Annotated in this window: 19 protein-coding genes, 1 tRNA gene and 1 pseudogene; 13 read left to right on the forward strand and 8 right to left on the reverse strand. The window is 59.7% G+C overall.

Going from position 1 to position 19,694, the window contains the following annotated elements; genetic code table 11:
- The first annotated feature begins 126 nt into the window (after nucleotides 1–126).
- The 3 genes from QFW87_RS24750 to QFW87_RS24760 all read left to right on the forward strand — a co-directional run bounded on the left by QFW87_RS24750 (nucleotide 127) and on the right by QFW87_RS24760 (nucleotide 3,430).
- Nucleotides 127–2,184 (forward strand): methyl-accepting chemotaxis protein, encoded by a 2,058-nt coding sequence (locus QFW87_RS24750; RefSeq protein ID WP_283189107.1) that lies wholly within the window; start codon nucleotides 127–129, stop codon nucleotides 2,182–2,184.
- Between the two features lie 116 nt (nucleotides 2,185–2,300).
- Nucleotides 2,301–2,377 (forward strand) — tRNA-Met (locus QFW87_RS24755).
- A gap of 144 nt (nucleotides 2,378–2,521) precedes the next feature.
- Nucleotides 2,522–3,430 (forward strand): hypothetical protein, encoded by a 909-nt coding sequence (locus QFW87_RS24760; protein WP_283189108.1) that lies wholly within the window; start codon nucleotides 2,522–2,524, stop codon nucleotides 3,428–3,430.
- Here the strand turns inward: QFW87_RS24760 and QFW87_RS24765 are convergent.
- Complete coding sequence (locus QFW87_RS24765) at nucleotides 3,334–4,443, reverse strand: DUF2817 domain-containing protein (protein WP_283189109.1); 1,110 nt, start codon at nucleotides 4,441–4,443, stop codon at nucleotides 3,334–3,336. The genes QFW87_RS24760 and QFW87_RS24765 overlap by 97 nt on opposite strands.
- A 165-nt stretch (nucleotides 4,444–4,608) precedes the next feature.
- Here QFW87_RS24765 and ggt point away from each other — a divergent pair, with 165 nt between their 5' ends.
- The 3 genes from ggt (at nucleotide 4,609) to QFW87_RS24780 (ending at nucleotide 7,395) form a co-directional block, all read left to right on the forward strand.
- Nucleotides 4,609–6,441, forward strand: a complete 1,833-nt coding sequence (gene ggt / locus QFW87_RS24770; protein ID WP_283189110.1) for a gamma-glutamyltransferase — start codon at nucleotides 4,609–4,611, stop codon at nucleotides 6,439–6,441.
- Between the two features lie 276 nt (nucleotides 6,442–6,717).
- A complete protein-coding gene (locus QFW87_RS24775; RefSeq protein ID WP_283181660.1) occupies nucleotides 6,718–7,020 on the forward strand; it encodes a type II toxin-antitoxin system HigB family toxin in 303 nt (100 codons plus the stop codon).
- A 3-nt stretch (nucleotides 7,021–7,023) separates the two neighbouring features.
- On the forward strand, nucleotides 7,024–7,395 hold the full coding sequence (locus tag QFW87_RS24780) for a helix-turn-helix domain-containing protein (protein ID WP_033061235.1): 372 nt from the start codon (nucleotides 7,024–7,026) through the stop codon (nucleotides 7,393–7,395).
- Nucleotides 7,396–7,419: 24 nt separating this feature from the next.
- Here the strand turns inward: QFW87_RS24780 and QFW87_RS24785 are convergent.
- The 3 genes and pseudogenes from QFW87_RS24785 to QFW87_RS24795 all read right to left on the reverse strand — a co-directional run.
- Nucleotides 7,420–7,659 (reverse strand): annotated as a pseudogene (locus QFW87_RS24785) (TOBE domain-containing protein); the annotation flags it as partial.
- Nucleotides 7,660–7,716: 57 nt separating this feature from the next.
- Nucleotides 7,717–8,811: a D-alanine--D-alanine ligase gene (gene ddlA / locus QFW87_RS24790; RefSeq protein WP_283189111.1), complete on the reverse strand. Its 1,095-nt coding sequence runs from the start codon at nucleotides 8,809–8,811 to the stop codon at nucleotides 7,717–7,719.
- Between the two features lie 10 nt (nucleotides 8,812–8,821).
- Nucleotides 8,822–9,463 carry a LysE family transporter gene (locus QFW87_RS24795; protein WP_283181662.1) on the reverse strand — a complete coding sequence of 214 codons (642 nt, stop codon included), beginning with the start codon at nucleotides 9,461–9,463 and terminating at the stop codon, nucleotides 8,822–8,824.
- A 150-nt stretch (nucleotides 9,464–9,613) separates the two neighbouring features.
- Here QFW87_RS24795 and QFW87_RS24800 point away from each other — a divergent pair, with 150 nt between their 5' ends.
- Both QFW87_RS24800 and QFW87_RS24805 read left to right on the forward strand, forming a co-directional pair.
- Entirely contained in the window at nucleotides 9,614–10,423 is an 810-nt protein-coding gene (locus tag QFW87_RS24800; protein ID WP_283189112.1) for an AraC family transcriptional regulator, read from the forward strand.
- Nucleotides 10,424–10,499: 76 nt separating this feature from the next.
- Nucleotides 10,500–10,868: a cupin domain-containing protein gene (locus QFW87_RS24805; RefSeq protein WP_283181664.1), complete on the forward strand. Its 369-nt coding sequence runs from the start codon at nucleotides 10,500–10,502 to the stop codon at nucleotides 10,866–10,868.
- An 11-nt stretch (nucleotides 10,869–10,879) separates the two neighbouring features.
- Here the strand turns inward: QFW87_RS24805 and QFW87_RS24810 are convergent, their stop codons facing one another.
- The 3 genes from QFW87_RS24810 to QFW87_RS24820 all read right to left on the reverse strand — a co-directional run bounded on the left by QFW87_RS24810 (nucleotide 10,880) and on the right by QFW87_RS24820 (nucleotide 14,295).
- On the reverse strand, nucleotides 10,880–11,479 hold the full coding sequence (locus QFW87_RS24810) for a flavin reductase family protein (RefSeq protein WP_283189113.1): 600 nt from the start codon (nucleotides 11,477–11,479) through the stop codon (nucleotides 10,880–10,882).
- A 57-nt stretch (nucleotides 11,480–11,536) separates the two neighbouring features.
- Nucleotides 11,537–12,853 (reverse strand): PAS domain-containing methyl-accepting chemotaxis protein, encoded by a 1,317-nt coding sequence (locus tag QFW87_RS24815; RefSeq protein WP_283181666.1) that lies wholly within the window; start codon nucleotides 12,851–12,853, stop codon nucleotides 11,537–11,539.
- 128 nt (nucleotides 12,854–12,981) lie between these two features.
- Nucleotides 12,982–14,295, reverse strand: a complete 1,314-nt coding sequence (locus QFW87_RS24820) for an MFS transporter (protein WP_283189114.1) — start codon at nucleotides 14,293–14,295, stop codon at nucleotides 12,982–12,984.
- A gap of 201 nt (nucleotides 14,296–14,496) precedes the next feature.
- On the opposite strand from QFW87_RS24820, the gene QFW87_RS24825 reads away from it, so the two are divergent.
- The 4 genes from QFW87_RS24825 to QFW87_RS24840 all read left to right on the forward strand — a co-directional run bounded on the left by QFW87_RS24825 (nucleotide 14,497) and on the right by QFW87_RS24840 (nucleotide 18,477).
- Complete coding sequence (locus QFW87_RS24825; protein WP_283181668.1) at nucleotides 14,497–15,915, forward strand: TIGR00366 family protein; 1,419 nt, start codon at nucleotides 14,497–14,499, stop codon at nucleotides 15,913–15,915.
- A 213-nt stretch (nucleotides 15,916–16,128) separates the two neighbouring features.
- Nucleotides 16,129–16,449 (forward strand): hypothetical protein, encoded by a 321-nt coding sequence (locus QFW87_RS24830; RefSeq protein WP_008153466.1) that lies wholly within the window; start codon nucleotides 16,129–16,131, stop codon nucleotides 16,447–16,449.
- 186 nt (nucleotides 16,450–16,635) lie between these two features.
- Nucleotides 16,636–17,808, forward strand: coding sequence for a hypothetical protein (locus QFW87_RS24835; RefSeq protein WP_283189115.1), 1,173 nt, complete (start codon nucleotides 16,636–16,638; stop codon nucleotides 17,806–17,808).
- A 144-nt stretch (nucleotides 17,809–17,952) separates the two neighbouring features.
- On the forward strand, nucleotides 17,953–18,477 hold the full coding sequence (locus tag QFW87_RS24840) for an SET domain-containing protein-lysine N-methyltransferase (RefSeq protein ID WP_283181670.1): 525 nt from the start codon (nucleotides 17,953–17,955) through the stop codon (nucleotides 18,475–18,477).
- A gap of 6 nt (nucleotides 18,478–18,483) precedes the next feature.
- Here the strand turns inward: QFW87_RS24840 and can are convergent, their stop codons facing one another.
- Nucleotides 18,484–19,128, reverse strand: a complete 645-nt coding sequence (can, locus tag QFW87_RS24845) for a carbonate dehydratase (RefSeq protein ID WP_008145531.1) — start codon at nucleotides 19,126–19,128, stop codon at nucleotides 18,484–18,486.
- Nucleotides 19,129–19,280: 152 nt separating this feature from the next.
- Here can and QFW87_RS24850 point away from each other — a divergent pair, with 152 nt between their 5' ends.
- The gene (locus QFW87_RS24850; protein WP_283181671.1) at nucleotides 19,281–19,685 is read left to right on the forward strand and encodes a serine kinase/phosphatase; all 405 of its coding nucleotides are present in this window, start codon (nucleotides 19,281–19,283) and stop codon (nucleotides 19,683–19,685) included.
- Nucleotides 19,686–19,694 lie beyond the last annotated feature (9 nt).

Raw genomic sequence — 19,694 nt, forward strand, 5'->3', positions numbered from 1 at the left:
GCTACAGAGCCGGCCTACAGAGCTGGCGAGGGTGAACTTTCGAGGCCTTTTAAAAGGGCACAGGTCGCGACCGCAACGGTTGCGACGCACGCCAATGGCGCGTGGTGTCCAGAGGAGTTTTGGGGCATGCAGGCTTTTTTATCACCGGGGATCGGGCTGCTGGGGCGTTTTGGCTTCGCACGCAAATTTCAGCTGTTATTTCTACTGTTTATCCTGCCGTTGACGGGCAGTCTGTGGATGATCGGTCAGGACTATCGCGACAAACTGAACCTGATCTCCGGCGAACGTGCCGGGGTTCGGCAACTGCTCGCCCTCGATGCTCTGGATAATCTGCTCGCCGCTCAGCGTGACCGCGCGGCTCGCTGGCGCGCCACGGAAACCAATCGTCAGCCGACACCCGCGACGATCGCGGCGATGGCTGCTTTCGATACCGTTCAGCCTGCCGTCGCCCAAGCCACCTCGGACCTCGGCAACGCACTGCAAACCGAAGGCGCCGAGGGCGAAACCCTGGCCCGTTTTCAAGCCCTGCAAACCACCCTCAACGGCCTCGACTCGAAAAGCCTGAGCAGCGTCGGTTGGTGGCCGGACGGTTACGATCGTTTCACCAATGCTTTGAGTGCTCTGCAAGCCTTGCGCGAGCAGATCGCCATGGACAATCGCCTGACGCTGGCGCCGTGGCTGGAAACCTATCTGCTGACGCAGATCTCCACGCAGCACGCGCCAGACCTGATTGAACGAGTCGGCCGTCTCGCCAGCGTCGGCCAGGCCTCTGTAGTGTCCGGGCAGTTCACCCTGCAAAGCCGTCTGCAACTGCGGGACTTGCGCAGCCGCATCGGCGATGCCCGGGAGCAGTTGGTCAAAACCGCAAGCCTGCTGGAAGCGCGACTGCCCAGCGCGTTGCAAGCCTGGGCCGGGCAATACCATGACAGCCTCAAGCACCTGGACGCCGAGTTGAAAGTCCTCGATGACGGCGTGTTCGGCGGCAGCATCAAGCTCAAGCCGGAAGAATTTGAACGCAGTCTCGACGGCCTCCTCTCCGACCTCGCTTCGCTGCGTCAGCAGTCGTTGGTGTCGCTGGATCAGCGCCTGGACTATTACCACGGTTCTGCCATCCGCCAGTTCATCCTGGTCGCGACCATTTTTGGCTGCCTGCTGCTGGCCGCGCTGTACCTGTTTATCTGCTTGCAGGCCTCGATCCGTCGCAGCGCCAGCGGCATCACCCTGCTGGCCGAAGCCTTGCGCGACGGCAATCTGAGCCTGCAAGTACCGGTGGAAGGCCGCGACGAACTGGCCGCCATCAGCACCGCCCTCAACGTCGCGGTGGTGCAACTGCGCAACAGCTTGCTGGGGGTCGATCATGAAACCTTGCAGCTGAGCAACGCGGTGCGCACCCTCAACCATCACTCCAGCGGCGCCCTTGGGGAAGTCGAAGCCCAGCAGTTGCAGATCAGCCAGATCGCGGCGGCGGCCACGCAATTGGCCGCCACCTCTCAAGGGGTCGCCCAGAGTTGCGAGCAGGCCTCCGGCAGCGCTCAGCACACCCAGCGCATCGCCGCCGACAGCAGCCGTGACAGCCAGCGCACGACGGCGAGCATTCAGCAACTCAATCAGCGTTTGAACGACACCGCTGCGGCACTGGGCCGGGTCAGTGAACAAGGGCAGCAGATTCAGTTGGTGGTGGACACCATTCGCGGAGTTGCCGAGCAGACGAATCTATTGGCACTTAACGCCGCCATCGAGGCCGCTCGCGCGGGTGAGCAAGGTCGTGGCTTTGCGGTGGTGGCCGATGAAGTGCGCAGCCTGTCGCAACGCACCCAATCCTCCACCGCGCAGATTGCCGGCACTGTCGACAGCCTGCGTAGCACCGTGAACGAAGCGGTGAGCCTGATGGAAGCCGCTTGCGGCCAGGCTCAGTCCGACGCCCAAGCCGTCACTGGCCTCGGCGAACGCCTGGGGGAAATTGCCTGTGCCGTGCAAAGCGTCACTGACACCCTGGCGCAGATCGCCACAGCGGTCGACGAGCAAGCGACCACCGCCGACGAGGTCAGCGGCAACATCCAGCAAGTCGATCAGGCGGCGGTACGCTTGCTCGAAGGCGCGCGGGCGGTGAACTTGGCAGCGGACACCTTGAGCCAGGGCAGCAAGGCCTTGAGCGCCAATACCGGGAGATTTCAGCTCAGTTGACGCCCTCCCCGGGCCGGTTTTTTCGGGTCAGGCGGATAAGCGGTTGAAAGCGTAGAGAAATATTTTAGATTTACGCTTGACACATCTCTGTTACGAGCCAATAATGCGCGCCACTTGGCTACATAGCTCAGTTGGTTAGAGCATAGCATTCATAATGCTGGGGTCCGGGGTTCAAGTCCCTGTGTAGCCACCAAGTACTAAAAACGGCTTACCGAAAGGTAGGCCGTTTTTTTATGCCTCAAGAAAAGTGCTCCCGGCCCACAGGGCGGTTAATGCCCGCTCTTTGCGGTTATCTCCTACAGTTAATGCCAAAGCTTGAACGCAGAGAGACCACCCTATGCACTGGGGCCTGGACGAGATCATTGTGTTTTTCATCGTGGTCGCCATCTTCTGCGTGGTGCTGGAACTCGCTTTTCGTCTCGGCCGTCATCACCGAACCCGCAGCAATGATTCGAACCGATCCCACCTCAGCGTTTTGCAAACCGCCCTCCTCGGTCTGCTCGCGTTGTTGCTGGCTTTCAACTTCGCCATGGCCACCTCACGTTTCGAAGCGCGCAAAACACTGATTCAAGATGAAGTCACGGTGATCGGCGCGACCTATCTGCGAGCGAAGTTACTGCCGTCTGAACTGCGCGGAAAGGTGTCGGCGCTGCTCAAGGATTATGTCTCGGCGCGGATTGAATTCATGCGCGCCGGCACGGACGAGAAACTGCTGAAGGCGGCCAGCGAATCGTCCCGGACGATCGAGGACCAATTATGGAATCTGGCTGCCGCCGCCGAGGCCCAGGGCGAAGCAACAGCCGCCATGAACCTGGTGATCCAGTCGTTGACCGACGTCTACAACGTCAATGAAAAACGCCGCGCCGCGCAGGACAATCATGTCCCGGCAACCGTCATCAATCTGCTGTTCGTCGTGGCCATCGGTGCGTTGGGTTTCATCGCTTACAGTTATGGCCTGGGCCACCGTCGACGGCACGGTTCGACGGTTATCTTCGCGATCCTGATTGCCATGGTCTTCACCATCATCCTCGACCTGGATCAGCCCCGCAGCGGCTTTATCCGCGTCGGCGAAGAAAGCATGCTGCGGTTGCAGGAGGATTTGAACCACATGAGTTCGGGCAACGAGAGGCCACGTCCCCGCAAATCACGTCAGGAACGAATGGCCGGCAATGCTGACAACGCCCGTTCCCAAATCTGCCAGGTGCGCAGCCAGACCATCGCCTGCCAGTCGCTGTCGGCGGGATAGAACTGCTCAACCAGATTCAGTTTGATCCCGCGCCCCACGCCATCACTCGGATTACCGTGCAAGTGCAGCCAGTGATCATCGCGCAGATGACGATGAACCTCGGCGCCGGGATACGTCCCGCACTCGATCACAAACGGCATCAACCGCACGTGCGGCAACGCATTGATCAACGCCTGCGAGGTGTAGCCGGTGGCGGTGGCGGCAACGCCGGTTTCGCTCAGCGTGTCGGCGCCCGTGTGCAAGGTAAAGAGCCAGGGACCATAAATCGCCTGCGCATCCGCAAGCGCTGGATACGCCGCTTCGGTAATGGTCAGCAACATCGGATGCCCGTACTCCCCGGCCCCCGTGTGCAAGTCGAAACACATAGCCACTTCGGCATGCGAGACATGCTTTTGAATGATTCGATGCAACGTGCGGTTCGACCAGCTCGGCGCCAGTCCGCCGTAAAACAAACCATCGGGATGACGGTGCTGGCCGCCCTCGACAATCGACATCACCGCTGGCCAGCCGTGTTCGCGTATCTGTTCGTCGAGCAAAGCATCGGCGCGATCACGCTCCGGGCCCTGCAACTGCGTGCAGGCATAGATTTCATGCAGCGCTGCGTAGGCCCGATTATCTGGCAATGCGTGGTCGAAGTTCAGGTGATTGCGGTTCAGGTCGATGTTGTCTTCGTTGACCCGACGCAGCCACGCAGTGCCCCACGGATTGATCAGGTGGATCATCACCACCGCGACATCGGCCGGCAGCGAACGCTTGCCCAACTCTTGCAACCACTTGATCTGGCATCCCGAACCATAGAAGCCTTCGACGCCGTGAGTGCCACTCAGCGCAATCAGCAAACGCTTCGCACGCGGATCACCCAGCACGGCCACATCGGTGCTCAACGGCTCACCGAACGGCCCTTTGAGTGGATGCGGGTACTCGGTCAGCGTCGCGCCGGCCGCGGTCGCGACGGCCAGGAATTGATCACGCTGGGTGCGGTAACTTGGCTGGGAGGGGAACTCGGTCTGCATGTCTGCCTCTTGTTGATTTTCTGGCCAGTCTGTTGCCCTCGACCCTACAGAAAATCCGTGGAGTCATGAAGGGCAAAAGCATCTTTGCTGTAGGCCTTGGTTTGCGTCACTTCCTTTCGGCCGATAAAGTCCCCTGATCTTTCCCACGGACGGAGTGCCCCCCACGTGTTCTCAGCCTTCCACTTGAGCCACTATCGCCTGTCAGCCTTTTCGCTGATCGCTGCTGCTTTAACCCTCGCCGCCTGTAGTGCCCCGACCTCTTCGACGTTGCCTGTTGCGCCGGAAGTCGCGTCGGGTTATCGCGCTGACCTACAGACCCAACACGCCTCGAAATACATGGCGGCCGCGGCCAATCCGCTGGCGGCCGAGGCCGGGCGGGAGATGTTGCGCCAGGGTGGTTCGGCAATCGATGCCGCGATTGCGATGCAGGCCGTGCTGACCCTGGTCGAACCGCAATCCTCGGGCATTGGCGGTGGCGCACTGATCGTGTTGTGGGATGGCAAGTCTGTGCGCACTTATGACGGTCGCGAAACCGCTCCGGCCGGCGCCACCGAGAAGCTTTTCCTGCAAGCCGACGGCAAACCGATGCCGTTCACCCAGGCGCAGATTGGCGGTCGTTCGGTGGGGACACCGGGCGTGTTGCGAGCGCTTGAGTTGGCCCATCAGAAACACGGTCATCTGCCGTGGGCGCAGCTGTTCGAACCGGCGATCAAACTCGCGGAGCAAGGTTTCGCCATCTCGCCACGCCTTCACCGGTTGATCGCCTCAGACTCGTCCATGCGAAGCTCACCGGACATGGTGGCCTACTTCATGAATGCCGATGGCAGCCCGAAAGCCGCAGGCACGCAATTGAAAAACCCGGCACTGGCCGCGGTGTTCAAACGCATCGCCAAAGAAGGACCGGATGCATTGTACAAAGGCCCTATCGCACAAGAGATCGTCGCCAAGGTTCAGGGCCACGCCAACCCGGGCAGCCTGTCGCTGAACGACCTCAACGGCTACAGCGCCAAGGAGCGCGCGCCGCTGTGCACCGACTACAAACGCTGGCAGGTCTGCGGCATGCCACCACCGTCGTCAGGCGGGATCGCCGTGGCGCAGATCCTCGGCACCTTGCAGGCTCTGGAAACCCGTGACCCACGCTTTGCCCTGGCGCCGCTCAAACCGGTCAAGACCCCCCAACCTGCGGGCGTTGAGCCGGCGCCTGAAGCCGTGCACCTGATCTCCGAAGCCGAACGCCTGGCTTACGCCGACCGTGCGCTGTACGTGGCCGACGCAGATTTCGTGCCCGTCCCCGTCAAAGGTCTGGTGGACCCTGCCTATCTGGCCAACCGCGCCGCCCTGATCGGCGATCGCAGCATGGGCACGGCCAAACCCGGCACCCCGCCGGGCATTCAGGTCGCCTACGCCCCGGACCGTTCGCCGCTGCGCATCTCCACCTCGCAAGTGGTGGCGGTGGATGACGAAGGCGGCGCCGTGTCCATGACCACCACCGTGGAATCCGCATTTGGCTCGCACCTGATGGTCCAGGGCTTCCTGCTCAACAACCAGATGACCGACTTCTCGTTCATCCCCGAAGAGAATGGCCAGAAGGTTGCCAACCGGGTCGAACCCGGCAAACGCCCACGCTCGTCCATGGCACCGACCCTGATTTTCGACCGCCAGAGCGGCGAATTCCTCGCCACCATCGGCTCCCCCGGCGGCTCGCAGATCATCGAATACGTCGCCAAATCCACCATCGGCCTGCTCGACTGGAACCTCGACCCACAAGCCGCCATCAGCCTGCCCAACTTCGGCAGCCGCAACGGCCCGACCGAACTGGAACAGGGGCAGTTCAGCCCGGCACTGATTCAGGCGCTGAAAGACAAAGGGCACAGCGTGAACGAGATCGACATGACCAGCGGGACTCAGGCGATTGTCCGGGTCAAGGATGCGCAGGGTAAAACGTCGCTGGCGGGAGGGGCTGATCCGCGGCGTGAGGGGGCGGCGTTGGGGGATTGAGTCTTACGCAGGAATGAGTAAGGGCTTACCGGGAGGTAGGCCCTTTTTTATAGCTAACGAATACAGATCGGCCATCTCGCGGAGCCTTTTCCTACCCACAAATGACTGCTTCTTGGATAGAGTTTGAAGATCAGTTTTCCCCAATTCCGCGTCTGCCTCAGCTCATCAAATCAGCTGTCGGCAGTGCTTGATTACAGAAGTCGAACTTGCCCCTCCGCACATCGGATGCGCCTCCACAGACTTGCATCAGTCCCACCGCGGGACTAGGATCACTCCATGAGAATCATCGCTATCAGTCAGCTGAAAAGATTTTGGGAGAAACACCCGGATTCGGAGCAATCCTTTCTGGCTTGGATTGATGAGGCAAAAAATGCTGAGTGGAAAACGCCACCGGACATAAAGGCGCACTTTGCTACCGCCAGTATTCTCAAAAGCCGCAGAGTCGTGTTCAACATCAAGGGCAATGATTTTCGGTTGGTAGTCGCTGTGGCCTATCGCTTCGGCGCCGTCTACATAAAATTTGTCGGCACTCACAAACAGTACGACGCAATCGACGCTGATACCGTCGAGATGGAGTAACCCATGAATATTCGCCCCATTCACACCGACGAGGACTATCGTGCAGCCCTCAAGAACGTGTCAGCGCTGTTCGACAACGAACCAGAGCCTGGCACCCCTGAGGGTGATTATTTCGACATTATGATCACGCTTATTGAAGCCTATGAATCGAAGCAGTTTCCGGTGGATCTGCCCAACCCGATCGATGCAATCAAGTTTCGTATGGAACAGTCCGGCCTGTCTGCTGCTGACCTCGCACCGGCCATTGGCCGCACAAACCGAGTGTATGAAGTGCTCAATGGCAAACGTGCGTTGACGCTTCCGATGATCTGGAAACTTCACGATTTGTTCGGGATACCCGCGCAAAGCCTGATCAAGCCGATAAAGCAGGCTTGATCAGGTGTCAGTAGACTCCTGAAATCAGGCAGGCACACCCAAAATGATATGCGACGCCTTGATCGCCGCCGTCGCGCTCACACCCGGCGCCAGGCCCAGTTCTGCCACAGCCTGGCGTGTCACGATCGAATAGACTTCGGTGCCGCCGTCGAGCTGGATGACCACTTCGGAGTTCACGGCACCGTCGATGACACTGGTGACCTTGCCTTCCAGGCTGTTGCGCGCCGACAGGCGAATGTCGCTGGATTCGGTCATCAACATGACGTTACGTGCGCTGACTTTCATGACGTATCTTCTCGAACAATTATTGTTGTATTCAGCCTAGCGAGAGATCTTCAGCGCCTGTCGCGCCTGATGTTTCTCCAGCGCCAGTTCGATCAAACGGCTGACCAGCTCGCTGTAAGTCATACCAGTGGCCTGCCATAGCTTGGGGTACATGCTGATGCGGGTGAATCCGGGCAACGAATTGATCTCATTGATCAGCACTTCGCCAGTCTCGGTCAGGAACACGTCGACCCGAGCCAGCCCGGAACAGCCCAACACCTTGAACGCCTCGACGGCCAGGGCACGGATGCGTTCACTGGCCTCGATGCTGATGTTAGCCGGCACCACCACTTCCGCTGCTTGAGCGTCGATGTATTTACTGTCGTAGGAATAGAACCCGCTGCGCACCACGATCTCGCCGCAACCGCTGGCGATGGCGTCTTCGTTGCCGAGCACCGCGCATTCAATCTCGCGGCCACGGACGGCGGACTCGACCAGGACTTTTTCATCGAAACCCAGGGCCAGTTCTACTGCTGCCGCGTACTCGGCTTCGTCATTCACCTTGCTGACGCCGACGGAGGATCCCTGGTTAGCCGGTTTGACGAACAGCGGCAAGCCAAGTTTGCCTTGCACCTCGGAGAACCCGGTGCGCGTTGCGGTGGCGCGGGTCAGGGTGACAAACGGCGTGACCGCCAACCCGGCGTCACGCAGCAGACGCTTGCTGATGTCCTTGTCCATGCAGACGGCCGAACCGAGCACATCGGAGCCGACAAACGGCAGATCGGCCATGCGCAGCAAGCCTTGCAGGCAACCGTCTTCGCCCAGAGTGCCGTGGACGATCGGAAAGATCACATCGACGTGGCCTAGCAGTTCCTGACTGGAGGTTTCCACCAATTGCTGACTGGCCTTTCCCGGCACGACGGCCAGTTCACGGTTGGACTGGTTGAGGGCAATCAGCGCCGGGTTTTCCTGGTTGAGCAGGAAGTTCGAAGGGTCGTTCAGATGCCAGTGACCTTGCTTGTCAATGCCGATCAGCACCGGTTCAAAACGCGAACGATCCAGCGCATCGACGATGTTTTTCGCCGATTGCAGCGACACTTCGTGTTCAGCCGAACGGCCGCCAAAAATAATGCCTACCCGCAGTTTGCTCATTCAGAACTCCTCAACGATTGGCCACCAGATGCGTGCCGAACAGTAGGTAGCAACTGCCGGCGAAGCGATCCAGCCATTTACGCGAACGATCATAAGCACCCGCGACCCGACGGCTGGCGAACAGCAGCGCCACGCTGCCATACCAACTGAATGACAAGGTCGCCATGGTCAGCACGGCCAGCGCCAGCAACATCGGTGGCGGTGAAGCTGGCATGGCAGTGGCGAAAATCGTTGCGACAAATAACGCTGCCTTGGGATTGGTCATGTTGCCCACAAAGCCCCGGCCATAAGCCGATAGCAGCGTGCGGCCGGCTCCATTCAGCGAGCCGCTATCGCCCGGCACACTCGGTGGTTTGCGCTTGAACTGCTTCAATCCCAGATAGATCAGGTAACAACCGCCGGCGATCTTGAAGCTCAGATAGAGCGTCGGCGCAGCGCTGAACAGCGACTTGATGCCCAGGCCACCCGCCAACCCCCACAGCACCGTGCCCGTGGCCACGCCGAGTGCGGCGACAACCCCGTGGCGCCGGGAGCAACTGGCAGCCAATTGTGCGGTGTTGAAGAAGTTCGGCCCCGGCGTCACCACCGCAACCGTCCACAACAGCGCCAACGACAACAACGGAGCGGCGTAGCTCAGGTGGGATATTTCCATGATGTGGGGCGCCTTCGTGGCTTAGAAAATATGCAACACCTTGCAACATTAGTCCGGGATTTTCTACCAGCCGGGTGATTCGAACGGCAGCAGACAGGCGGTTGGTCAGTGGGGTAACGTGATCAGCATCGAGTTCAAGGCAACACCACCATGGCCAAGCACACGCCCCCCATCGACTGGTTCCACCGCGCGCCCGACGTCGGCGGGCTTCAGCGTTTCGAGGCGTTTTTTGCAGGCCACGGCTATGACCTTCACCGCCACGACACCTATGCCATCGGCCACACGCTGGCCGGTGTGCAGAGTTTTCAGTACCGCGGTGGCTGGCGCCACAGTCTGCCGGGCGGGACCATGGTGCTGCACCCGGACGAAGTTCACGATGGCGAAGCCGGCACCGAGACTGGGTTCCAGTACCGAATGATGTACATCGAACCGGCACTGATCCAGCAGATGCTCGGTGGGCAGCCGTTGCCATTTATCAAGACCGGCCTGTCGAACGACCCTCGTTTGTTCGCCGCCACCGCCGTGCTGCTGCGAAGCCTCGATTGCCCCCTCGAGCCTCTGGAAGAGCAGGATGCGCTGTTCGACCTGGCCCAAGCCTTGAACAGCGTTTCCGGAGTGCCTGCCACCCGCCAGCGCTTCGACTACGTGGCCGCCGAACGCGCGCGGGAATTCATCCACAGCGCCCTGGATCGCACCGTGACGCTGGAAGAACTGGCGCAACACAGCGGTCGTGATCGCTGGAGTCTGTCGCGGGATTTTCGCCTGTTGTTCGGCACCAGCCCTTATCGATACCTGACCATGCGCCGCCTCGACCTGGTCCGCTCGCTGCTGATCCAGGGCCAGCCATTGGTCAGTGCCGCGCTGATCGCCGGCTTCACCGATCAGAGCCACATGACCCGGCAGTTCAGCAAAACCTACGGCCTGTCGCCGGCCCGCTGGATGAAAATGCATCGCCGCTGAGCCACGCACAATCGTTCAAGAAGCACACCGATGCGCGGGCTATCGTGGATTTACGATCAACCACGAGAGCTGCTTCATGAAAGCTTACGAAAGCCTGAACTTCGCTGAAAAAATCGCCAGGATCGACCCGTACTGGACGCCCAGGGTCATCGCCGAAATGAACAACTACCAGTTCAAGGTAGTGAAACTGCTGGGGGACTTCATCTGGCACGATCACCTTGATACCGACGAAACCTTCATCGTGCTCGAAGGGCAATTGCGCATCGACTTTCGCGATGGCCACGTGCTGGTGAACGCTGGCGAAATGTATGTGGTGTCAAAAGGTGTCGAACACAAACCGTTCGCCGAGCAGGAGGTGAAACTCCTGCTGATCGAGCCCAAGGGTGTGCTGAACACGGGTAACGAAGGTGGCGAGCGTACGGCGCAGAATGACGTCTGGGTGTGAAGGCTGGCTGCTTATGACTGCAAGGTTTTGCCGTCCACTGGATCGCCGATTTTCAGGAAATGCCCGCCCGCCACATGATGCAAGGTGCGCAGCGCGTCTTGCCCTTCGAAATGCCAGCGACCGTCACTGAACACCCGCTCGTCTGCCTGAGCGGCAATCACTTCGGCCAGGAACAGATCGTACTGCTGGTGATTGCCGGGCTCCGGCAGCAGTCGGCATTCCAGCCAGGCGACGCAGCCTTCGAGCATCGGCACATCGATCAATTCAGCGCTGAAGGTCGCCAAGCCATAGACCTGGAACTTGTCCCGGCCTTGGTCCCGGGTCAATTCCAGGCCGGACGTCGAACCCACGGTCTGGACGATATCGGCCTGGGCGGCGCAGGGAACATTCAGCACAAATGTGCCCGAAGCCTCCAGCAATTGCCGTGTCCAGGTGGACTTGTCCAGCACCACGGCAATTTTCGGCGGCTCGAAATCCAGCGGCATGGCCCAGGCCGCCGCCATGATGTTGCGCTGGCCGTCATGGGCCGCGCTGACCAACACGGTCGGGCCGTGATTGAGCAGACGATACGCCTTGGCCAAGGGAACCGGACGGCGGTGAGAAACGCTCATGATGGCTGCTCCTGGGGAAAACGCCGATTGTAGCGATTTACGCTGCGATGGCAGGCATCAAGTCGCTAACTGATTGGCAAACTGCCCGACCGCGTTCACTACTTTCTGTGCACCGTCCTGAATCTCGACAATCACCGTCCCCGCCTCTGCCGCCAGCGCCAGCCCCTGTTCAGCCTGGAGTTTGCCCTCGGTCATCAGCGCCACGGCGTTGCGCGCCATGTCCTGGTTCTGACGCACCACGCCGACAATCTCATCGGTTGCCTGGCTGGTGCGCGAAGCCAATTGCCGGACCTCATCCGCCACCACCGCGAAACCACGCCCCTGTTCCCCGGCCCGAGCCGCCTCGATGGCCGCGTTGAGCGCCAGCAGGTTGGTCTGTTCGGCAATCCCGCTGATGGTTTTGACGATGGTGCCGATCACCAGTGACTGCTCGTTCAACGCTTCGATGCCTTCGCCAGCGGCCTGCATGTGCCTGGCAAGGTCACGCATCACGTTGACCGCCTGAGTCACCACAGCGTTACCGCGCTGCGCGCTGCTGTCGGTTTGCTGCGAGGTGCTGTAGGCAATGTTCGCCGCTTCGGCGACGGCTTGCTCCTGATTGACTTGATCGGTAATCACCGTGGCGAACTTCACCACTTTGTAGAGCTTATTGTTGGCATCGACCACCGGGTTGTAGGAAGCCTCCAGCCAGACCGCGCGACCGTGGCTGTCGACGCGCTTGAAACGGTCGGCGACGAACTCGCCTGCATTCAAGCGGCGCCAGAAGTCCTGGTACGCGGCGCTGTTGTAATCCTCCGGTTGGCAGAAGGTGCGGTGATGTTTGCCCTTGATCTGCGCCAGGCTGTAGCCCATGCCGCTGAGAAACCGGTCGTTGGCTGCCAGTACGTTGCCATTGAGGTCGAACTCGATCACCGCCGTGGAGCGCACGAGCGCGCCGATCAGGTTCTCATGCTCACGAGACGCCTCGATGGTGCGGGTCAGGTCACTGGAGTAAATCGAGAAGTGCTTGATCCGGCCGTCCGCGGACCGAACCGGCTGCACGATCGAGCGCAGCCAGGCTTCCTGGCCATTGCCGCGCAACAAACGCACCGTGCCGGCAAAGTGCTCGCCACGGGTCAACGCGACCTTGAAGCGCTGGTGGAATTCGTCCGACTTCACATGGGCCGGGACGATGTCTTCGATGTGTCGCCCTATCAGGTCGCTGCTTTTGTAGAGCATCTCACCGATGAAGTTCTGGTTGACCGATTGAATCCGCCCATCGACATCGAGGGTCAGGACCAGCATCTCGCTTTCCAGACTTTCCTTCACTTGCTGGAGGCTGGAGAGTTCTTCGCGAAGAGCCGACAGCTCCTGCTTCAAGCGTTTGTTGAACATGGGGATACACCGATGGACAGGGATAGAAAGCGGTATGCAGCCTAACCATCGGCCTCAGGGATATTTTCTGAAGAGTGTTTAGGGTTGTCCTACAAAAATAGTTGCTACACGTACGGTGCTGCCTTCGATTACATCGCGCCAGCAGTCGAGCAGCTGCCAACTCTTGGCATCCGCGTCCCGAAATACGCCGCGCTGCTCACACCCACAGCCCCCATCACCGCGCAGAAGATCACGCAGATCCATGGGCTCCACGGCATCAGACCGATCAGCAACAACGGTGTGATGCTCGCCCAGACGGCATAGGCAATGTTGTAGGTGAAGGAAATCCCCGAGACACGAATCCGCGCAGGGAACAGGCTGACCATCACCGACGGCACCGCGCCGACCACCCCGCAACCGAGACCGGCCACCGCGTACGCCAGGCCGATCCAGTTGCCACCGATGATCAGGCAGGTATAGAGAACGCCGATGCCCAGTGGTAGCAGCAGGCTATAGAGCATCACCGTGCGCCAGGCGCCAATGCGGTCGACCAGCAGCCCGGCGAGTACACAGCCGATATTCAGAAAGACAATGCCCAAGGCACTCAGGGCGAAGGTGTGGCTGGCGGTCATACCGAAGGTTTTCTGCATCATGGTCGGGGTGATCACCACGAACACCACCACCGCCGAGGTCAGCACGCAAGTGAGGATCATCGCTGGCAACATGGCCAGACGATGCTCACGCAAGACCGTGCGCAGCGGCAGCTCGACGGCTGCATCACGTTGCGCCTGCATGGCCATAAACACCGGGGTCTCGCTGAGCCAGCGGCGTAGCCAGACGCCGATTACGCCAAACACGCCGCCCAGCAGGAACGGGTAACGCCAGGCGTAATCAAGGATTTCTGCCGGGGTGAATGCCTGTGCGAGAAAAGTCGCCGTCAGGGCACCGATCAGGTAACCAAAGGTCAGCCCGGCCTGCAGGAAACCGAGGGCATAACCGCGATGCCCGGCCGGTGCATGTTCGGCGACGAACACCCAGGCGCTCGGCACTTCGCCGCCCACCGCCGCGCCCTGGAGGATTCGCAGGGCCAACAGCAGCAGCGGTGCGAAATAACCGATTTGGGCGTAGGTCGGCATGATGCCGATCAGCAGACACGGCAGCGCCATCATCAGGATGCTCAGGCTGAAGACCTTCTTGCGGCCCAGTCGGTCGGCGAAATGCGCCATCAGAATCCCGCCCAACGGCCGCGCCAAATACCCGGTAGCGAAGATCCCGAAGCTTTGCAGCAGCCGCAGCCACTCCGGCATTTCCGGTGGGAAGAACAGCTGGCTGAGGGTCAGGGCGAAAAATACGAAAATGATGAAATCGTAGATTTCCAGCGCGCCGCCAAGGGCCGCAAGGCCGAGGGTCTTGTAATCCGAGCGGGTGAACGGCGCCGGGCACGAATGGGTGTTGGCGGTCATGAAAAGAACTCTGGCATAGGCAAAAAACCGAGGCGCCCATGGTCTACGCAAACGCGCCAACGGACAACCCGTTAGACCAAAGTCCTAGACGCGTAAAACCTCGTCACAAAAAAGAGCCGATTGTTTTACTGTTGGCACCTGTCTAGACGGGCCTTCGCGGTCCTGAAGACCACAACAAACATAAAAATTCGAGGTACACCCGTGGCCGCTGATATCGAAGATACCCGCTCCGCCCGCTTTGCCCTGCGCTGCTCAAGTTTTGCCGAACGCTGGTTTCCTGACTCCTGGGTGTTTGCCGCACTGGCGGTGATTATCGTCGCCGTGGCCACCCTGTTCATGGGCGCCAAACCCACCGACGCCGCCATGGCCTTCGGTGACGGCTTCTGGAGCCTGATCCCGTTCACCATGCAGATGGCTTTCGTGGTGATCGGCGGTTATGTGGTTGCCAGCTCGCCACCGGCGGTGAAACTGATCGACCGGCTGGCGCGGATCCCGAAAAACGGCCGCTCGGCCGTGGCCTGGGTTGCGTTGATCTCCATGGTCGCTTCGTTGCTGAACTGGGGGCTGTCGCTGGTGTTTGGCGGTTTGCTGGTGCGCGCCCTCGCCCGCCGTACCGATCTGAAAATGGATTACCGTGCCGCCGGTGCCGCCGCCTATCTGGGTCTCGGCGCGGTGTGGGCCCTGGGCCTGTCCTCGTCCGCCGCGCAATTGCAGGCCAACCCGGCCAGCCTGCCGCCATCGATTCTGTCGATCACCGGGGTGATTCCTTTCACGCAAACGATCTTTCTCTGGCAATCCGGTGTGATGTTGCTGGCGCTGATCGTGATCTCGCTGATCATTGCCTACGCCACTGCACCCGGCCCGAATTCTGCCCGTGACGCCGAAGCCTGCGGAATCGATCCGAGCTTTAATATGCCGCCATTGCAACCGCGCACCCGCCCCGGCGAATGGCTGGAGCACAGCCCACTGCTGACGATTTTGCTGGTGCTGCTGGCGGCCGGGTGGCTGTTCCATGAGTTCTCGACCAAACCGGCGATCAGCGCGATTTCCGGGCTGAACACCTACAACTTCCTGTTCATCATGCTCGGTGCCCTGCTGCACTGGCGCCCGCGCAGCTTCCTTGACGCGGTGAGCCGTGCGGTGCCGACCACCACGGGCGTACTGATCCAGTTCCCGTTGTACGGCTCGATCGCCGCGCTGATGACCACCGTTAAAGGGACTGACGCTCAGACACTGGCTCACCACATCTCGACCTTTTTCGTACAAATCGCGTCCCACGACACCTATGCGCTGCTGATGGGCGTGTACTCGGCGATCCTCGGTTTCTTCATCCCGTCCGGCGGCGGCAAATGGATCATCGAAGCGCCGTACGTCATGCAAGTGGCCACCGACCTGAACTACCATCTGGGCTGGGCCGTGCAGATCTACAACGCCGCCGAAGCCCTGCCGAACCTGATCAACCCGTTCTACATGCTGCCGCTGCTGGGTGTGCTCGGGTTGAAGGCGCGGGACTTGATCGGGTTTTCGTTCGTACAACTGCTGGTGCACACGCCGCTGGTGCTGTTTCTGCTTTGGGCGCTGGGGACGACGCTGACGTATACGGCGCCGGTGATGCCGTAGCACGTAAGTGATTGCACCTGCTGCGGGCAGGTGCAATCAGTTCACTCGGCTTGAGCATGAAACAACGCCTAGATTTATCCTACATACAGGCTCGATTGCGCCTGACATGAAACCCGGAGAGTTCTTATCTCCAACCTATAAATCGCTGAGTAAACTCCGACAGCTCACAAACTTTTTAAAGCAAGACAGCACTGACCAAGGAAGAACAAACACATGTCTTTAATATCGAAAACGCTGGAAGAGATGATTAACGAGATTTACCAGGACGGTAGGGTTTCAGTCGTTGAATATAAAAAGCTGCGTGATGATGCAGATCGCCGTATGGACGCTGTCGTCCGCGAGTTCGGCCAGCACAACAATTTGACCGCCCTTCAAAAAGCGATGGATGTAGTGATGCAATTAACGCAAACGTCCATCATTGATGCCAAAAAAGCCAAACTGACCGATACAGGAGAGGCCATCGTCAAGGATGCCGTATTTGCACAGGTCGAGTACTTGCGCGCCGGTACTCATCTGGCACTAAAGCTGTTGTAACGCTTCAACCTCCGTCCGGCCCATAGACATTAAGCCCGGGCCGGACCCCATAACCGAGAGTTCCTGGCATACACACCGCAGGCTCTACGCAAAAAAAACTACACGCACACACTGTTCTGTGTAACGCCGCTGATCCAGTATGGCGCGTACCCCAATCAACGGGACCACGCTGAAAAGGATCTGAGCATGTTCAAATTCGCAGGACTCACTCTCGCGGCCCTCACCCTGAGTGCCGCCGCCCATGCCGATGTCGACCTGAAGCTGGGCAGTACCGAACGTGTCACCCGCCTGTTCGCCTATCCCAACAACTGCAATGTGATCTGCTTTCGCAACTGGACACTGGAGCAAACGGTCGAGCATTACCTGACCCAAAGCGTGCAGCGCGATGGTTACAGCGCGGCGAAAGTGCTGGTCAAAACCGATAACGATCAGCTCTACGCCGAAATCAGCGGCGTACCCCGTGGCTATGAAAAACCGTTGGCGGCGTTACTCGATGCCGGTGATCTGGCCTATACCGGCGCCAGCAAGCTGAATGCCGATGGCAAGTGGGCTTACAGCTGGTATCTGTACCTGCCACTGGGCATGGCTCTGGAAAACCGCAAAAGCGTTGAACTGTTGCACTTCCCACCCGACTATTCGTTGACCCAGGCTCAGGATTACCTGCGATCCGCCACCACCGATCGCTGGGCGACACTGCTGACTGTCAACGGAATCCCGGCCGACCAGACTCCGGGCTACCAGACCATCATCGACATCGCACCGATTGCCGCACCGTCCAACGCCGGCAAGGATCTGGAAGGCGTCTACGACTACTTCAAGGACTACCAGACCACGATGGTCAAGCTACTCAGCCAGAACGCCAGTGGTGCAGCGTTGCCGATGGTCGCCTTCGGCGCGCCAGTGCGTAACTGGATCAAGCAGCAATACGGGCCGACCGTGAACGTGCTGGGCCTGGTCAGCATCAGTCCGAGCGACGGGGTGAAAGTGCCAGTGCTGGGTTCCAACCACCCAAGCTACATTTGGTACGCCGCCGACCCGGAAAGCTATACCGGCAGCGATGCCCAGGCCAAGGCCGATGCCGCTGGCCTTAAAGTCATGGGTCAGGATTTGAGTGCCGCGTGCTGGCAGGCCGCCATGGGCCGCCAACCGGACAGTAATCCCGACATTGAACTGAGAAGTTGCACCCAAACCTGGCAAGTGGCCCAGTCAGAAAAAACCTGCGAGCTGTTCTATACCTCGATCCGTAACCTGACGCCCGAAAAAGCCGTGGCCAAGTGCGCGACGGCACCGATCAAATCTCAGCTCAAACAGCTGAAAGCCCCGGTACCCGCGACTGCGATCCCTGTCCCGCCTCTGTAAAACGATGAACGGCGGGTCTACTGTCATAACTGACAGTAGACCCGCCGTTTCATTTGCGAGAGGCTTGAGTCGTACCCATGTGTTGCAGAGCTGACAGGATCGTCAGCTGATGGAGGTCGCAGCACCCAGCCGACAAGGACTGTTATGAAAACCCAGACCCCGCACGGGACGCTTGCGCAATCACCCGATGGGATTTATCCATTTACGGAGTTGCCCGTTCGCCTTGGATTCCCCTCCAGAGCCGACTTCGAGATTATCGACAACACCAACGGATCGGCGGCAGCCGTCGCAGCACTTCGGGACTTTCCACGCATCAGCCGAATTTGTCGGGCTTCGGGGCATCTGCTGCCTTATCGGTGTCGGCATACCCGGCAACTGGCCCGCGGCATCCATGTCTACGACCCGCGCTTCTGCGGGCTGCTGCGACACTCCTGCGACCCAAACGTATTTCTCGACATGAGCGAGCTGTGGCTATGGGCGCTAAAGGACATCAAAAAAGGCGACCGACTGACGATGGACTACGCCACCACCGAAGACAAACTCTTGCGTCAGTTCGCCTGCCAGTGCGGCTCGTTCGACTGCCGTGGCTGGATCACCGGCTACGATGAATCGCCGAACGCCGACGGCCAGTTGTTTCTGCAGCACTGGCGTCGGCGAAGTCTATGCTGAAGGTCGTTACAACGCCTCGACCGGACGCAGACGGTATTGCGGCGGCAATTGCTCGAAACCGCTGATGGTGGCGTTCAAGCTTTTCCAGCGACCGTCCTTGATGCCATAGATGCAGCCGTGAACAGACAGGCTCTGCCCGCGGTGCCAGGCGTTTTGCACAATGCTGGTGTGCCCGACGTTGGCCACTTGCTGGATCACGTTGTATTCGCAGAGGCGGTCGACCCGCTCTTCTTCAGTGGGCAATTTGGCGAGTTCTTCGCGTTTTTCATAATAGAGATCGCGAATCGAGCGCAGCCAGCCGTCGATCAGGCCCAGCTGACGGTCCTGCATTGAGGCGCGCACGCCGCCGCAGCCATAGTGACCGGTAACGAGGATGTGTTTGACCTTCAGCACGTCGACCGCGTACTGAATCACCGACAGGCAGTTGAGGTCGGTGTGCAGCACCACGTTGGCCACGTTGCGGTGTACAAACAGATCGCCGGGCAGCATGCCGACGATCTCGTTCGCCGGCACCCGGGCGTCGGAGCAACCGATCCACAGGTATTCCGGGGTTTGCTGACGGGCCAGCTTGGCGAAGAAATCAGGATCTTCTTTGGTGATCGCGTCAGCCCAGCGCTCGTTGTTATCAATCAGATCTTGTAATTCGTTCATGCAATGAAACCTCGAGAATGATGCGCTTCTATGACAGACAACCATCTGTCGGGGTCACGCGACAGATGCAGATATCCGGTTTTCCATGCCGGAGGAATTCTCAGCAGCCCAGGGGGTCCACCCTAGTAAGGCCTACAGTATGAGGAATTGCCATGACTGAATCACGACGTCCGTACGATGCGGTGCAACCCGAGCCCATCGATGACAACGAAGACCGCATGGGCTCGATGCATGAGCTGGATTTCGACGAGGAAGAACCCAGCGCCAAAATCGGCGACGAGCTGACGCAAACTGAGCGTGAACGCCTGATGCCTCGGGAACGCGTACGTGAAGCCGGCATAACCGGGGCCTCGACCGATGACCATGAGTCCACCGACGACGACATGAGCCCGGAAACCCTGATCCATGAAGACGGCGCACGGGACGCCCACGAAGCGGGTGAAGGCGGCCAGGCCGATTGGGATTTGAGCATTGTCGATGAAGACGACATCGGAGGGGGCAATGGGCTGGATGAAGAGGAACTGGCGCGACGGGATCCGATGGACGGTAATCGTTGATCTGTGGCG

It is taken from the genome of Pseudomonas sp. PMCC200344 (genome assembly GCF_030053095.1).
Taxonomy (GTDB): domain Bacteria; phylum Pseudomonadota; class Gammaproteobacteria; order Pseudomonadales; family Pseudomonadaceae; genus Aquipseudomonas; species Aquipseudomonas svalbardensis.

What these genes read in the sequence shown, in the direction of transcription:
- QFW87_RS24750 (WP_283189107.1), top strand. Translation starts at nt 127, where the DNA reads ATGCAGGCTTTTTTATCACCGGGGATCGGGCTGCTGGGGCGTTTTGGC.
- QFW87_RS24760 (WP_283189108.1), top strand. Translation starts at nt 2,522, where the DNA reads ATGCACTGGGGCCTGGACGAGATCATTGTGTTTTTCATCGTGGTCGCC.
- QFW87_RS24765 (WP_283189109.1), bottom strand. Translation starts at nt 4,443, where the DNA reads ATGCAGACCGAGTTCCCCTCCCAGCCAAGTTACCGCACCCAGCGTGAT.
- QFW87_RS24775 (WP_283181660.1), top strand. Translation starts at nt 6,718, where the DNA reads ATGAGAATCATCGCTATCAGTCAGCTGAAAAGATTTTGGGAGAAACAC.
- QFW87_RS24780 (WP_033061235.1), top strand. Translation starts at nt 7,024, where the DNA reads ATGAATATTCGCCCCATTCACACCGACGAGGACTATCGTGCAGCCCTC.
- ddlA (WP_283189111.1), bottom strand. Translation starts at nt 8,811, where the DNA reads ATGAGCAAACTGCGGGTAGGCATTATTTTTGGCGGCCGTTCGGCTGAA.
- QFW87_RS24795 (WP_283181662.1), bottom strand. Translation starts at nt 9,463, where the DNA reads ATGGAAATATCCCACCTGAGCTACGCCGCTCCGTTGTTGTCGTTGGCG.
- QFW87_RS24800 (WP_283189112.1), top strand. Translation starts at nt 9,614, where the DNA reads ATGGCCAAGCACACGCCCCCCATCGACTGGTTCCACCGCGCGCCCGAC.
- QFW87_RS24805 (WP_283181664.1), top strand. Translation starts at nt 10,500, where the DNA reads ATGAAAGCTTACGAAAGCCTGAACTTCGCTGAAAAAATCGCCAGGATC.
- QFW87_RS24810 (WP_283189113.1), bottom strand. Translation starts at nt 11,479, where the DNA reads ATGAGCGTTTCTCACCGCCGTCCGGTTCCCTTGGCCAAGGCGTATCGT.
- QFW87_RS24815 (WP_283181666.1), bottom strand. Translation starts at nt 12,853, where the DNA reads ATGTTCAACAAACGCTTGAAGCAGGAGCTGTCGGCTCTTCGCGAAGAA.
- QFW87_RS24820 (WP_283189114.1), bottom strand. Translation starts at nt 14,295, where the DNA reads ATGACCGCCAACACCCATTCGTGCCCGGCGCCGTTCACCCGCTCGGAT.
- QFW87_RS24830 (WP_008153466.1), top strand. Translation starts at nt 16,129, where the DNA reads ATGTCTTTAATATCGAAAACGCTGGAAGAGATGATTAACGAGATTTAC.
- QFW87_RS24835 (WP_283189115.1), top strand. Translation starts at nt 16,636, where the DNA reads ATGTTCAAATTCGCAGGACTCACTCTCGCGGCCCTCACCCTGAGTGCC.
- QFW87_RS24840 (WP_283181670.1), top strand. Translation starts at nt 17,953, where the DNA reads ATGAAAACCCAGACCCCGCACGGGACGCTTGCGCAATCACCCGATGGG.
- can (WP_008145531.1), bottom strand. Translation starts at nt 19,128, where the DNA reads ATGAACGAATTACAAGATCTGATTGATAACAACGAGCGCTGGGCTGAC.
- QFW87_RS24850 (WP_283181671.1), top strand. Translation starts at nt 19,281, where the DNA reads ATGACTGAATCACGACGTCCGTACGATGCGGTGCAACCCGAGCCCATC.